The sequence below is a fragment of the Marinobacter sp. genome, assembly GCF_044799475.1.
In the GTDB taxonomy this organism is placed as follows: Bacteria; Pseudomonadota; Gammaproteobacteria; order Pseudomonadales; family Oleiphilaceae; genus Marinobacter.
This window is the reverse complement of sequence record NZ_CP085217.1, coordinates 2,726,860-2,739,098: the sequence shown is the minus strand read 5'-3', so window position 1 is coordinate 2,739,098 and position 12,239 is coordinate 2,726,860. Positions and strand designations below refer to the sequence as shown.

Genomic DNA, 12,239 nt, shown 5'->3' with positions numbered 1-12,239 from the left:
TTACTGCCATTCCCTGAGAGAGAATTCGGGCCTGTAATCCGGCGCCCGGGCTTCAAGGACAAACTGCACCTGGGTTTCGCCCCGGTTTTTGCGGACCGTGAAGCTGGCCTCACGCCGGACATAACGATCGTTGGCCCCCTGGCCATTGAAAGTGGCGCTCAACTGGTGCTCACCGGCAGGCAGGTTGCCCAGGTACAGCCTCTGAATACCACCCTCCTCAAGGGCAGCCCGCTCCTGGTCGGTATAAAGGTGGGACACGGCTGGTCGCCCGTTGATGCTCAGTTCTACCGAATCCAGGATAAACGCGTCCCGGTTGGCAAGGGACAGGTAAACCGCAAACTGGGTGTCGGCCGGATGCAGAACTTCCTCCTCCAGCTCGAAAAGATCCTGACTCAGACTGGCAACATCCGCCTTGAGCGCGGCGACCTCCTCATCCAGAGTCTGGGCAGCCACAGACTGCGCCGTCAGCGAGCCGGCCAAAGCCAGAAAAAGCACTGTGAAAAGGAGTTTTGAAGGGACCAGTGCTGAAAGGAGGCGCGTCATGAACATGGCAGGCAGTGACCCCGGAAACTTTGTAACAAATGTGGCAGGAAGAGTAACACCAGGTTTCAGTCAAGAACGGTATACAGATCACCAAATGGAAAACCGGCTTGTCGAAATCTTTTACAGGGGGGCAGGAAAACTGTGGAAAAACTGCGATGACGGGATGCTCGAAGAATGTAAAAGCATGCAAATTCAGCAATCTGAAAAAAGTGGCAGAGGGATTGCTACTTACTGAGCGCGGGAACGCCTCCGGGCAATTACCGTATGTTATGCCGAGCTTTGCCGATGCACCTCAACTGCGTCGGCTTTTTTTTGGCTTGGGTTTTTGTGAATCAGGGGTCAGATCAGGCGTGATCTGACCCCGCCAGTGCGATGGTGACCTCGGCAACGCGGCGGCCAGACCTGAAAAAGGGGTCAGATCAGGCGTGATCTGACCCCGGCAGTGCGACGGGAGCCCCGGCAAGGCGACGACCAGACCTCAAACGGTGGTAAGCTGAGCCAAAATCGAGCCAATAGCCACGTGCCCTCCCGACAATTGACACCCTGACCACCGGGTGATAATTTTCTCAGCCAAAATTTACAGACCCCTCCGGAAAAGGCGAGCATGACGCACGCCACGAATCACAAGGATCCTGTGATGCTTATCGATCATATCCTGTCTCATGCCAGGAAACTGGCTACTGCGAAAGCAAAAAAATATCTCGACGAACATGCCTCTCACGGCACTGACGCACTGCAACACATTGACGCGAGCGTGAATGGATTAGCCGTAGAAATCTACAGTTACCAGGCAAGATTCGAGGCCGCAAAAGCTGTAAGAAGCCATCCGCGTATAAAAAACACTGACTTCATTATGCACTGCGACAAGACCTTCCCTCTTCGCGAAGCTGAGGGGATCATCAAGACCTGCGACCAACTGAGAGAAATCGGCAGTGTCGCAGCCGACCTGGAAAATGCCGCGATAGCTCGGGCGCGGGCGCAGGCAAGCCGAGCCGAGGCAAGCATGAAGAAATGGGTGGAGAGGCTGGATCAGGCAGATTCCTTCAACGCTTCGTCCAGAGTGCAACGAGGCATAGCCAAGCAGCTGCGGACGGATAATCTTCAACTGGCACGCTATAAAAACAACATGCGCGAAATTGACCTTCGAGGCAATGCAATTCAGGAACTCTGCGCCAATCTGATCGCAAGACTGATGGAGATCCGTAGACAATTGCTGCAGCATCGGAGCTCATTTGTTCTCTTTTATGAAGAATGCAGTGCCTGGAAAGCCAAGCGCATTGCACAGGGTGTGTACTGACAATGAGACTCAAATTATTTAATTCTGTTGTCGTCTTCGCCACAGCAATGTTGATCATGCCCAGTACTCATGCCTGCGAGGAGAAAAATAAAAACGGCCTGATGAGTGAATGCCGTGCTCTCGTTACTGGTTATCAGATTATTCACGGTGAGGCGCCCCAGTTATACGCCTGTAGAGAGGCAGTCAATAAAGAAATAGGTGGCTCCGATGCGCATTTTTATTTCGGCAGAGTACTTTATCAGCATGGGTACATTGAAGAAGCAATTGCAGAATTTCGGAAAGCCAGGAGTGGCGGGAGCAGCAAAGGTGCTCTCGCGCTCGGATACATGATCGAACGAGGTGTCTTATCGCCTCGCGAGGCTGCCAGAAGTGAAATGGAATTCTATCAAGAGGCAATGGGGCAGAACGATCCTGTCGCCAAAATCGTGAAGGCAATTAAACTCTCATATACTCTCGATCCGCCCGGAAGGCGGGATATGCAGCGCGCCAAAGAGTTGTTTTCCGAGGCTGAAGCCCAAAATCACCCGGCTGCAAACTTTTACCTTGCCGAGCTATTGCGCTTTCCTGATGGCCAATTGAAATCAGATCTGGAACTCGCCGTGCTTCACTACCGTAAGGCTGCAGAAGGCGGTGTTGCTGATGCCATTGAGGCCCTCGAAGAAATGAGCGAGGATACCTCCATGTATGAAGGGGTTCCGATCGTCTATAGCTCAGTGGTCGAGGGACCTTTGATTATTGAAAGGCCATAGACCTACTGCGAGGCATCATCCACCAGTTCATCGCAGGGGTCAGATCACGCTTGATCTGACCCCTGCGATGAACGAATTAACCAGACGGGACACTGTATAGAGCATGCGCTATGTAGCTGCTGGTTTGGCATTACTCCAGCCCGAGCAGCCAGCCGCCCACCGCTGCTATCAGTACAAAAGCATTCCCCGACACAAAGAAGACTACCCCCAGAATTCGATCAAATCGCGTCGCATAACGTCTGACTGCTGGCACATCAATGAGGGGGTCATCCGCACGGTTCCAGTCACCCACCGGCAGCACAATCGCATAAAGGTACCAGAGCACCCTTAAACCCAGGCCGTCCCACGACGAGGGCCGGGTCAAGCCATCTTTATTCATCTCCCGCTCGATTCGCGCCATGGAAAGCCTGGCAAAAGCAATCCAGGAGAAAGACATGGCTAATGCAAAGATACCGAAGAGGGTGTAGTACCATTTTTCTGGGGAGTTCTCAGGCATTGGCAGAAGTCCGGTCAGTAAAGGTCGAACACCAGGCCACCCGCCAGCCCCGTCGCAACAAATAAAAAGCCCGACACCATCAGAATCCACCCCACAGCCCGGTCAAAGGTGGTTGCATATTTTCTCACAAGGGGTACGTCAATGAATGGATCATTGGCCTGGTTAAAGATGCCGAGCGGAAAAGCAATCGCAGAGGCATACCAAAGCGCCCGAAGGCCCAGTCCGTCCCAGGCAGCGGGGCGCGGCAGCCCCTCACTTCGCATCTTTCGTTCAATTCGTGCCATTGATAGACGGGCGAACAGGAGCCATGAGACCGACATCGTCATGGACAGGATCAGAAAAATCGGAAAAAAAATGTCTTCTGTCATCTCAGGCATTAGGTCACTGTCCATTTCGATCCCAAATCCAGGCTGTCGCTGTTTGTGCGCCACCGTCGATGTACCGCCCAGCGGTTAACCCTGCAAGTAACCCCGCCCCGACAATCACACCCAACACAGCCCAACCCACCGGCCCGGCAACTAACAGCCCGGCTTTCGCGGCCAGGGCGGTGCCGCCGATCACTGTGTACTTGCCGGTCAAGCCGCCTGCCGCTCCTCCAAGTCCAAAGCCCGCCATCTGCAATGATGATTCCCGCAACCAGTCTCCACCATCCTGGTATGTGCTGTGGATATTGTTAACGCGAAAGCCTGCATCCACTGCAATAGCAACCCGGCCGGTATTGTTCAGAAAGCGGCCAAGAGATCCCACGCGCCCGGCATCCGCAGAATCAGCCACATACAACCGTGGGTCTGGTTTGCGCCCGGCATTCCGGGTAGCGAGCGTAATGGCGCGATCGGCGTTACTGAGTGCGTTGCCGCGGTTTTTGTTGCGGAAGGATTCCGGGGAAAGCCTGTTCAGCTCTGTCTGGTAGGCTTCCCGGAGTGTGCGATAGGCATTACGCACCATGGTTTCGGCCTGAAGGCGACGCGTACCTATGCCAGGGCCTTTGGCTTTCTGAAGCTTTACCAGATTGAGTATTGCTTCCTGGTACTTCACCAGCGTTTTCTGAAAACCACTCAGCCTGGTAAATGCAGCCGTGGCTCCAGCTCCAACCAGGCCATTCACCATCGCCATCTTTTCGGGTGTCAGATTTTCTTCGTAGAAGGCTCGCAATACATGGGCTTCGTTGCCCATCGACTCTGCACTCCGGGCAATGCACATGCGATCCTGCACTGGTAATGAGTTCAGGTGGCGTAACGCTGGAAGAGTGAAAGCATCCTGCTGTTCCAGGGAGTAGGCACGGCCTGGTTGAATCGTCTCCCGGGCGCTCAGGCCATTCGTTTTCAGAAACGCTTCAAAGGCACTGCTGTCATGACCAATTAGATCGGTGATCGCGGTGGGTTTTTGCGCAAAATATACTTCAGGCATGGGCTTGTTCCTTAAGCCATTTCAGGTAAGTCCGTTTATAACCGGCGGGATCTTAGCTCCCTTCCGGGATGTTGTCCATTAGGCGCAGCTGGAAGTGGGACCGCTGACACAGAGGTCAGATCAGGGGTCAGATCAGGCATGATCTGACCCCGGCAGTGCGACGGAGACCTGGTGACGTGGTGGCCAGACCTGAAACAGGGGTCAGATCAGGCGTGATCTGACCCCTGTTTAACGCCTCACTTGCTCAGCTGACGCATGGCGGATTCCAGGCCTTCCACTGTCAGGGGGTACATGTTGTTGTTTACCAGCTGGCGGGTCATGGCGAGGGAGCCGCCGTTGCCCCAGTAGCTTTCGGGCAGCGGGTTGAGCCAGACCACTTTGCGGAAGTGATCGGTGACGCGCTGGAACCAGGTAGCGCCGGCTTCTTCGTTCCAGTGCTCGATGGAGCCACCTGGCTGGGCGACTTCGTAGGGTGCCATGGTGGCGTCTCCGACGAAGATCACTTTGTAGTCCGGGGTGTACTTGTGAAGTATGTCCCAGGTGCTGGTGGTTTCGTTCATGCGGCGGATGTTGTCGGTCCAGACACTTTCATAGATGAAGTTATGAAAGTAGAAATATTCCATGTGCTTGAACTCGACCCGGGCCGCTGAGAACAGCTCCTCGCAGACCCGCACGTGGGGATCCATGGAGCCGCCGACGTCGAAGAAGATCAGCACTTTCACGGCATTATGGCGCTCAGGCACCATTTTCAGATCCAGATAGCCGGCATTGCGGGCCGTGGAACGGATGGTGTCATCCATATCGAGCTGGTCCGCCGCGCCCTGGCGGGCAAACTTGCGCAACCGGCGCAGGGCCACCTTGATGTTGCGGATGCCCAGAGTCACGCTGTCATCCAGGTCCCGGAAATCCCGCTTCTCCCATACCTTGACGGCACGGCCATGGCGCCCGTCCTTCTGGCCAATGCGGAAGCCTTCCGGATTGTAGCCGTTGGCACCAAAGGGTGAAGTACCGCCGGTGCCAATCCATTTGTTGCCGCCGGCGTGGCGTTCCTTCTGCTCTTCCATGCGCTTTTTGAAGGTGTCGATGAGCTCGTCGAGGCCGCCAAGGGAGTCGATTTTCGCCTTCTCTTCGTCGGTGAGCTGCTTCTCGAACTCTGCCCGCAGCCAGTCGTCCGGAATCATTTCCTTGATCAGTTCGTCGAGGTTTTCAATGCCCTTGAAATAGGCATCAAAGGCCCGGTCGAACTTGTCGTAGTGGCGCTCGTCCTTCACCAGGCACAGCCGCGCGAGGTAGTAGAACTCCTCCATGTCGGCGAATGCCAGGCGGCTCTTCAGCGCTTCCAGCAGGTCCAGAAACTCACGAAGACTTGCCGGAACCCGGGCCCGGCGCACTTCCATAAAAAAATCAATCAGCATGGGCTACCCCCGAGTTTACTAACCGCGACGTCGCGCCATGAACGCCAGCTTCTGCAACAGGTGCACATCCTGTTCGTTCTTGACCAGGGCGCCGTAGAGCGGTGGCAGGGCTGAAGCCGGGTCGCGCTCCTGCAGCAGTTTGGCGGACAGCTCGTCGGCCATCAGCAGTTTGAGCCAGTCGATCAGTTCCGAGGTGGAAGGCCGCTTCTTCAGGCCCGGCACCTTGCGAACATCAAAGAATACTTCCAGGGCATCCCGCACGATGTTCTGCTGCAGATTGGGGAAATGGACATCCACGATGCTCTGCATGGTGACGTTGTCAGGGAAGCTGATGTAATGGAAGAAACACCGGCGCAGGAAGGCGTCCGGCAGTTCCTTTTCATTATTACTGGTGATGACAATAATCGGCCGCTTGTTGGCCTTGATCAGCTGTTTGGTCTCGTAAACATAGAACTCCATGCGGTCGAGTTCCAGCAGCAGATCGTTGGGGAACTCAATGTCCGCCTTGTCGATCTCGTCAATCAGCAGCACCACCTGCTCTTCAGACTCGAAAGCCTCCCAGAGCTTGCCCTTGACGATGTAATTGCTGATGTCCTTGACCTTTTCATCACCCAGCTGGGAATCCCGGAGGCGTGACACGGCATCGTACTCGTACAGTCCCTGCTGCGCCTTGGTGGTGGACTTGATATGCCAGGGAATCAGCCGCAAGCCCAGAGATGCGGCCATTTCCTCCGCCAGCAGGGTTTTACCGGTGCCCGGCTCACCCTTGATCAGAAGAGGACGCTGCAGCGCTATGGCTGCGTTAACCGCCATCTGGAGGTCGTCGGTGGCGACGTATGTTTCGGAACCGGTAAACTTCATAGCAGACTCTTCCTGTGCAAAATCATAAATAATGGCGCGTAATTATAGGGTGTTCAGCCCTTCTTATCTGTGTCTTTTTTCTGATCGCCGGTGTCATCTGGCGCTTCGATATCCGGCAGTTCGTCGATGTCTGACAGATCAAACTCCTCCATGCCAAAGATGTCATCTTCCTCTTCCGGCTCAAGCTCCTTTTCCTCAGCGGGTTCCGGCTCGCCGTCCCCGGCATCTTCGGTCGCCTCCTGCAGGAGGCGATCGATATCATCCGCTTCTTCATTCACTTCGGGAATGACTGCGTCCTCGCCCTCGGCTTCCGGCTCGACCTGAGTTTCCGGTTCGAGTTTGGGCTCCAATTCTGGCTCAGGCTCCGGATCCAGGTCCTCTGCCATCTCAGGTTCCGGATCCAGATCCGCCGCCATCTCCGGCTCAGGCTCAGCTTCCTCTTCGGGCTGATCCGCGGGGCCAGCTTCAGCTGCCGCCGCCAGGGGGATTTCGTCCGCGGCGTTTTCCATCTCCGTGACCGGATCTGGAGAATTCTCATCCAGGGAATCTCCGGCATCCGCAGCGGCTTTCCTGCGGCGACGGAAGAACCAGAAGCCGGCGCCCCCGAGAAGGGCGACAAACACTGTGCCACCTGCCGCAATGACCCAGGCCGGAATACCAGCCGCAGCCTCAGGCTCAGGGGCAGGTTCTGGTTCAGGCTCAACAGCAGCTTCCTCAAGCTGGCTCAGATCTACCGGCCCCGCTGCGGCGTCCACGGAATCCGGGCTGACGGCATCTTCCAGTCCGGCTTCGGTGACAGGCGGCTCTGACGCTGGCTGTGGTGCAGGCGTCGCTTCTGCGCCAAGGGGTATCCGGGCATTCTGTTCGCCGTCCGGGCGCGGGAAGACGGCAGTAAAGCTTTCCGGCGCCCAGCTCAGAGGCATGCCGGTTACAGTCTGCCCCTGGAACTGCAGACGCAGGATGTACTCACCCTCCCCGCCTTCGGGCGTGACAACACCCTGCCAGGCCTGCTGCTCAGGATCGAAAGGCAGCGCCACCGGTTCAGTGATCTGGCCCGGCCGGGCCACCTGCATCATTACCTGAGAGGCATCCGGATCCAGCTCCGGCTGCTCCGGTTTTACCGTCACCAGATACCGGCTGTCATCTCCTCTCCCGGTGGCACTGACCACTACGTTGACCGGCGGCCGCAGGGTTATGGTGCGGGTGAACTTGCGGGAAAAGGTCTGACCATCCGCCAGCAGGCTCAGATGATATTCCCCAGGCTCCTGAAGCCGCTGAATGGTGTCCCGGTAGACGCCATCCTCCGGGGGCTGATCTCCGGACAATACCCTGGTGCCCGAGCGCCCATCCGCAGTGGTCAGGGTCAGGGAGACCTCGATGACTTCCAGGAAGTCCGGATCGGTAATCAGGGACTGCTCTTCATAAAAGGCGGCAGTGACTTCAACCGATTCGCCCTGATAGAAACGGGCCGGCAGATCGCCCACCACAAGCCGCAGATCGCTCACCACGGTGACCCGACTGCCTTCACCGAGCTCGCCTTCAAGCTGCCATTCCCCTGCTGCCGGCCTGTCGACGGTTATCAGGTCATAACCCGGTTCACTGGCCCAGCGCAGGTTATCCGGCAGGTTATCTGACGAAATGTCGTTTCCACCCGGATCCCTGAGAACCAGAGAACCTGCCTGGTCAGCTGCGTCCCCGCCGGCAAAAATCAGGGCTGTGAACTCTTCCACACCGGAATCCACCCTGAAGGTGTTGTTTTCAATAGGTACCTGCGCCTGGGGGACGGCGGTATTAAGCGCCTCCAGAAAAACGCGGTTCAGCTCATCCGCCGACTCAGCCACCGAACTGCTACCACCTGTGGCGGTAGCCAGCCGATTCATCAGGTCCAGGTCCGCCTCTTCCGACAGCGACACGCTGTGAATGGTAGCGCCTCTGGTCTGCAGCGACGGCAGCACGTCACTGAGAATACGCTGGCGCTCGCGCTCGTTGGCGGCACCGTCCCCGGCGGCTATGTCCACCTTGCCATCGGTGAGAATGATGAAGTGGGTCCCGGTCATGTCCGCGCTGAAATAGGGGTCGCTGGCAATCTTGAGCGCCTCACCGATATTGGTGCGCATAGCCACGGAGTTAATCCGGCTGGAATCGGCGATCGCCTTCTGGCGCCAGGTATCGTCCACCTGGCCGTGGGGCACCAGCATGTTGACGTACTGGCCGAAGGTCCAGATGCCCGCCTCCGTGCCTTCCGGCAACATGCGCGCAAGCAGCCTCACAGCCGGCTGGCGGAGATTTGAAGGGTCATTCTTCTTCATGCTTCCGGAGATATCGACAAGCACACGGACATCCGATTCCTCCGGCAGGGCCGGTGCTTCCGGCACACCCTGGGCAGAGGCCAGAGCAGGCAGACAAAGGGCAAGAAGGAGGAGGGACAGCCGGCCCGGGAGCCGGGCCATACGGAAGGGTTCTGGAATCCGGGACATAGTACTGCGAACCCTGAAATTGAAAGAAAGAGCGAAAATCCTCAACGTTTCACCAGCCGGTAACGGACAAGGTCCAGAATCCAGACCAGCAGCATGGCCAGCGAGGCCAGGCCGAGATTAAGCAGCGCGCGGCTCGCCTCTTCTGCCTCCCCCAGTATCACCTCATAACCACCGTGCAGCCAGGCCGGCATCCACCAGTTGACCGCTTCGCTGGATTCAACCGGCGTCAGGAAGAAAACGACGAGGGCCGCCTGCAGGAGGGTGCGAAGGCCGTACAGGGGCAGAATCCGGAACAGCTTCGACGCCATATAGAAGAAGACCACGAATGCCACGGCATAAAGTGTCCAGAAAATGGCATAGGCCAACTGTGTATCTGCGTCCATTACCTTGTGTCCTGCCTAAAGTATCCAGTGAATGATGTGTTCTTCCCAGTCCTCTTCCGGCACCCCGGCTTCCGAGATGACCCTGTGTCTCACTGACTTTCCGGCCTCATGGACCGTCTGCGGGTCGCCGGAGCGAAGCGGGTGCCAGTCCGCCAGGGCACGGCCGTCAGCCAGAGTGCGGTAGGCACAGGTAAACGGGAGCCAATGGTAATCGTTAACCGTGCCGGGTGTCAGTACCGTGCAGGCGGGCACCTTTGCCTTGCGGGTGTCATAGACGGTGCAGCCGCAGGTGTCCTGGTCCATGTAGCGACAGGCCAGCTCGGTGTAATAGACATCACCGGTGTCTTCATCTTCCAGCTTGGCCAGACAGCATTTGCCGCAGCCGTCACAGAGGGACTCCCACTCTGCGGCCGTCATCTCATCCAGCCGCTTTCGCTGCCAGAAGGGAATCTGGGCAATCACCGGCTCGGCTGCCTCAGTGTCTGCTTGAACTCCACGAGGTAACTATCGAGTCTTTCAGGCATTTGCAGATAAAATCCCTGGTCTTCAATGGCGGACAACAACTTGTCGCCGCTCACCTTTGCCAGTTTGCGCTCGGGGGTCATGATCAGATCCATGGCGTGAACCGGCTTGCCGAATGCACTCTGGAGAGTCTCCGGCAGCTCGTCCCAGACCTGGCCGCGGCGCACATAGGCGTAGGTGTCACTGTTTTTACTGCTCCGGAATACGGAGATGAATTGCCGATCTTTGGTCATAATGTGTTCCGTACCTGTGTTCATAATTGGAAAAAACAGCCGCCCATCACTCATTCAGCAGAGCACGAACCTGCTCCTTCACCGGCGCTGTCATGGCCCCACGCCAGCCCCTGAACAGGATGCTTTTGGCCAGTGCCTCATCATCTTTCTGACCGGTCACCAGGGCTTCGATCCGACGGCGCGGCGCAATCAGCTCGACCGGCACGTCATGCTGCTCGGCGACAGCGGCGAGCTCCCGCTTGATTTTTTTGTAGGTGGCCTGCTCTTCCCGGGTCAGGGGCAGCTGTATGGTCTCGATCTTCGGCGGTTCCACCTGGGCCTCGCGAACGATCGCCAGCAGGGTTTCGCCATACCGACGAACCACAACCGGGGGCACATCCTCCAGTGCCGAGAGCGCGCCCGCGGAGCCGGGACAGGCATCGGCGATATTGATCAGGGCGTTATCGGACAGCACCCGGTTACGGGGCCGGTCGCGCCGGCGGCATTCGTCCTCCCGCCAGCTGGCCAGCGCCTGGAGAACCACCTGCCGGGCCGGGCTGAGACGCCAGCCGCCACGAATACGCAGGTAATACTGGTCACCGGCAGTCTCAGCTGCAAGATCCTCGGCAAAGCGGGTGGACTCCTCAGCCAGAGCCTCGGCCAGGCCCCTTGCCTGCAGTTGCTCCAGAACCCAGTGATAAAGCGGCTTGAGAAACCGGACGTCGTCCAGGGCGTAACGCTCCTGGGCGGGGGTCAGCGGCCTGGCAAGCCAGTCGGAACGGGTAGCGGACTTGTCCAGGGCATGGCCGAAAAGGCTTTCCACCAGGCGGGCATAACCCACCGAGAAGCCCGCGCCCGCCAGAGCCGCACCAATCTGCAGATCCAGCACACCGGCCGGTGCAATGCCCAGCCACTGGCGAAACAGTTCAAGATCCTCACTCATGGCGTACAGGAGCTTGGGCCGGTCCGGATCAGCCAGCAGCTCCCGGAATTCCCGGGACGCTTCGGCTACCGAGGGATTCACCAGACAGAATTCTTCCCCCAGCCCCAGCTGCACCAGCCCGGGAATCGGGAAAAACGTGGAGACCCGTTCAAATTCCGTGTCCAGTGCCAGCAGTTCACCGGCTCCCCGCGCCAGCCAGGCATCCAGCTCCGTGGCATCGTGAATCCAGCGGACTGGGGCGGGCTCAGGTATAGCAACCATAAACAGCTCTCGGTTGGCAGAAGCCGAATGAAATCATTCAGCCAGGGGCTTGCGCCCGCGAAATGCATGGGTAAGCGTAAAACCGTCAACATAGCCCAGCTCGCCGCCGACAGGTATGCCATGGGCAAGCCGGGTAATCAGCACCTGCCTGCCGCCGACGGGGTCGGCCAGTCTGTCGGCGATATAGTGGGCCGTGGCCTCGCCCTCAACGGTGGGGTTGGTGGCCAGTATCAGCTCACTCACGCCCTCCTGTCTCACCCGCTTGAGTAACAGATCAATGCCTATGTCGGCCGGGCCTACGCCATCGATGGGGGAAAGATGCCCCATGAGGACAAAATAGCTGCCCCGGTAATCCCCCGCCTGCTCTATGGCCAGCAGGTCTGACGGGCTCTCTACCACGCAGACCAGGCCGGTGTTGCGCTCCGGATCCTGGCAGAGTCCGCAGGTCGGCGTGTCAGAGAAGTTCTGACAGGTCTCGCAGCGACGCACGCCTGTCATGGCGCCAGCGAGAGCATCCGCCAGTCGCTCACCACCGCTGCGGCCTTTTTCCAGCAGATGGAAGGCCATGCGCTGGGCGGTCTTCTGGCCCACACCTGGCAGGCACCGCAGAGACTCGACCAGTTCATCAACCAGGGGGCTAAACAGCATTCATACTCCTTTTAACAGTTCGCGG

General features: G+C 57.9%; 15 protein-coding genes. 3 read left to right on the top strand and 12 right to left on the bottom strand.

Annotation, left to right across the window (positions count from 1 at the left end; all coding sequences use genetic code 11):
• Entirely contained in the window at window positions 1-453 is a 453-nt protein-coding gene (locus tag LG327_RS12680; protein WP_404362313.1) for an AraC family transcriptional regulator, read from the bottom strand.
• Window positions 454-541: 88 nt separating this feature from the next.
• Between LG327_RS12680 and LG327_RS12675 the strand changes: the two genes are divergently transcribed.
• The 3 genes from LG327_RS12675 to LG327_RS12665 all read left to right on the top strand — a co-directional run bounded on the left by LG327_RS12675 (window position 542) and on the right by LG327_RS12665 (window position 2,589).
• Window positions 542-778, top strand: a complete 237-nt coding sequence (locus LG327_RS12675; protein WP_404362311.1) for a hypothetical protein — start codon at window positions 542-544, stop codon at window positions 776-778.
• Window positions 779-1,147: 369 nt separating this feature from the next.
• On the top strand, window positions 1,148-1,840 hold the full coding sequence (locus LG327_RS12670; protein WP_404362309.1) for a hypothetical protein: 693 nt from the start codon (window positions 1,148-1,150) through the stop codon (window positions 1,838-1,840).
• A gap of 2 nt (window positions 1,841-1,842) precedes the next feature.
• Window positions 1,843-2,589: a tetratricopeptide repeat protein gene (locus tag LG327_RS12665; RefSeq protein WP_404362307.1), complete on the top strand. Its 747-nt coding sequence runs from the start codon at window positions 1,843-1,845 to the stop codon at window positions 2,587-2,589.
• Window positions 2,590-2,719: 130 nt separating this feature from the next.
• Here LG327_RS12665 and LG327_RS12660 read toward each other — a convergent pair whose 3' ends face one another.
• The 11 genes from LG327_RS12660 to recR form a co-directional block, all read right to left on the bottom strand.
• On the bottom strand, window positions 2,720-3,085 hold the full coding sequence (locus tag LG327_RS12660) for a hypothetical protein (RefSeq protein WP_404362306.1): 366 nt from the start codon (window positions 3,083-3,085) through the stop codon (window positions 2,720-2,722).
• A 14-nt stretch (window positions 3,086-3,099) separates the two neighbouring features.
• Window positions 3,100-3,462 carry a hypothetical protein gene (locus tag LG327_RS12655; RefSeq protein ID WP_404362304.1) on the bottom strand — a complete coding sequence of 121 codons (363 nt, stop codon included), beginning with the start codon at window positions 3,460-3,462 and terminating at the stop codon, window positions 3,100-3,102.
• A 4-nt stretch (window positions 3,463-3,466) separates the two neighbouring features.
• Window positions 3,467-4,492 carry a hypothetical protein gene (locus tag LG327_RS12650; RefSeq protein WP_404362302.1) on the bottom strand — a complete coding sequence of 342 codons (1,026 nt, stop codon included), beginning with the start codon at window positions 4,490-4,492 and terminating at the stop codon, window positions 3,467-3,469.
• Window positions 4,493-4,728: 236 nt separating this feature from the next.
• A complete protein-coding gene (locus tag LG327_RS12645) occupies window positions 4,729-5,907 on the bottom strand; it encodes a VWA domain-containing protein (RefSeq protein ID WP_404362300.1) in 1,179 nt (392 codons plus the stop codon).
• Between the two features lie 18 nt (window positions 5,908-5,925).
• Window positions 5,926-6,768 carry an AAA family ATPase gene (locus tag LG327_RS12640; RefSeq protein WP_404362298.1) on the bottom strand — a complete coding sequence of 281 codons (843 nt, stop codon included), beginning with the start codon at window positions 6,766-6,768 and terminating at the stop codon, window positions 5,926-5,928.
• Window positions 6,769-6,821: 53 nt separating this feature from the next.
• Entirely contained in the window at window positions 6,822-9,245 is a 2,424-nt protein-coding gene (locus LG327_RS12635) for a VWA domain-containing protein (RefSeq protein ID WP_404362296.1), read from the bottom strand.
• Between the two features lie 41 nt (window positions 9,246-9,286).
• A complete protein-coding gene (locus tag LG327_RS12630; RefSeq protein ID WP_404362294.1) occupies window positions 9,287-9,628 on the bottom strand; it encodes a hypothetical protein in 342 nt (113 codons plus the stop codon).
• 15 nt (window positions 9,629-9,643) lie between these two features.
• Window positions 9,644-10,090 (bottom strand): YcgN family cysteine cluster protein, encoded by a 447-nt coding sequence (locus tag LG327_RS12625; RefSeq protein WP_404362292.1) that lies wholly within the window; start codon window positions 10,088-10,090, stop codon window positions 9,644-9,646.
• Window positions 10,087-10,383 (bottom strand): YcgL domain-containing protein, encoded by a 297-nt coding sequence (locus tag LG327_RS12620; protein ID WP_404362290.1) that lies wholly within the window; start codon window positions 10,381-10,383, stop codon window positions 10,087-10,089. Before LG327_RS12620 ends, LG327_RS12625 begins: the two co-directional genes overlap by 4 nt.
• 46 nt (window positions 10,384-10,429) lie before the next feature.
• Entirely contained in the window at window positions 10,430-11,566 is a 1,137-nt protein-coding gene (locus LG327_RS12615) for a ribonuclease D (RefSeq protein ID WP_404362288.1), read from the bottom strand.
• A gap of 33 nt (window positions 11,567-11,599) precedes the next feature.
• Entirely contained in the window at window positions 11,600-12,214 is a 615-nt protein-coding gene (recR, locus tag LG327_RS12610; protein ID WP_404362286.1) for a recombination mediator RecR, read from the bottom strand.
• Window positions 12,215-12,239: the final 25 nt, after the last annotated feature.

What these genes read in the sequence shown, in the direction of transcription:
- LG327_RS12675 (WP_404362311.1), top strand. Translation starts at nt 542, where the DNA reads ATGAACATGGCAGGCAGTGACCCCGGAAACTTTGTAACAAATGTGGCA.
- LG327_RS12670 (WP_404362309.1), top strand. Translation starts at nt 1,148, where the DNA reads ATGACGCACGCCACGAATCACAAGGATCCTGTGATGCTTATCGATCAT.
- LG327_RS12665 (WP_404362307.1), top strand. Translation starts at nt 1,843, where the DNA reads ATGAGACTCAAATTATTTAATTCTGTTGTCGTCTTCGCCACAGCAATG.
- LG327_RS12660 (WP_404362306.1), bottom strand. Translation starts at nt 3,085, where the DNA reads ATGCCTGAGAACTCCCCAGAAAAATGGTACTACACCCTCTTCGGTATC.
- LG327_RS12655 (WP_404362304.1), bottom strand. Translation starts at nt 3,462, where the DNA reads ATGCCTGAGATGACAGAAGACATTTTTTTTCCGATTTTTCTGATCCTG.
- LG327_RS12650 (WP_404362302.1), bottom strand. Translation starts at nt 4,492, where the DNA reads ATGCCTGAAGTATATTTTGCGCAAAAACCCACCGCGATCACCGATCTA.
- LG327_RS12645 (WP_404362300.1), bottom strand. Translation starts at nt 5,907, where the DNA reads ATGCTGATTGATTTTTTTATGGAAGTGCGCCGGGCCCGGGTTCCGGCA.
- LG327_RS12640 (WP_404362298.1), bottom strand. Translation starts at nt 6,768, where the DNA reads ATGAAGTTTACCGGTTCCGAAACATACGTCGCCACCGACGACCTCCAG.
- LG327_RS12635 (WP_404362296.1), bottom strand. Translation starts at nt 9,245, where the DNA reads ATGTCCCGGATTCCAGAACCCTTCCGTATGGCCCGGCTCCCGGGCCGG.
- LG327_RS12630 (WP_404362294.1), bottom strand. Translation starts at nt 9,628, where the DNA reads ATGGACGCAGATACACAGTTGGCCTATGCCATTTTCTGGACACTTTAT.
- LG327_RS12620 (WP_404362290.1), bottom strand. Translation starts at nt 10,383, where the DNA reads ATGACCAAAGATCGGCAATTCATCTCCGTATTCCGGAGCAGTAAAAAC.
- LG327_RS12615 (WP_404362288.1), bottom strand. Translation starts at nt 11,566, where the DNA reads ATGGTTGCTATACCTGAGCCCGCCCCAGTCCGCTGGATTCACGATGCC.
- recR (WP_404362286.1), bottom strand. Translation starts at nt 12,214, where the DNA reads ATGCTGTTTAGCCCCCTGGTTGATGAACTGGTCGAGTCTCTGCGGTGC.